Genomic DNA, 256 nt, shown 5'->3' on the forward strand with positions numbered 1-256 from the left:
GCCCGCTGATGCGTTGGCCCCAGGCAATGGCCGTGGCGGTCAACTGTTGTTCATCCATGCGGGTCAATTGCCGGTCGTCGAGCAATGGCTTGCCGGCGACCCAAAGGTGTTTCACGCAATCGCGCCCGGTGGCATATATAAGCTGTGAGACCGGATCGTAGATCGGTTGTTGCGCCAGCCCGGAAAGATCAAAGGCGACGATGTCGGCTGCCTTGCCGACTTCCAATGAGCCAATCTGGCTGTCCAGGCCCATTGC

Annotated in this window: 1 protein-coding gene; it reads right to left on the minus strand. The window is 59.8% G+C overall.

Annotated elements, in window-relative coordinates; all coding sequences use genetic code 11:
- Positions 1 to 256 (minus strand): amidohydrolase family protein (locus tag AAEZ08_RS23210; RefSeq protein ID WP_500125217.1); only part of this gene is annotated, 256 nt, incomplete at both ends.

This window comes from Pseudomonas sp. E45-MNA-CIBAN-0222 (assembly GCF_040310405.1).
GTDB lineage: Bacteria > Pseudomonadota > Gammaproteobacteria > Pseudomonadales > Pseudomonadaceae > Stutzerimonas > Stutzerimonas stutzeri_AC.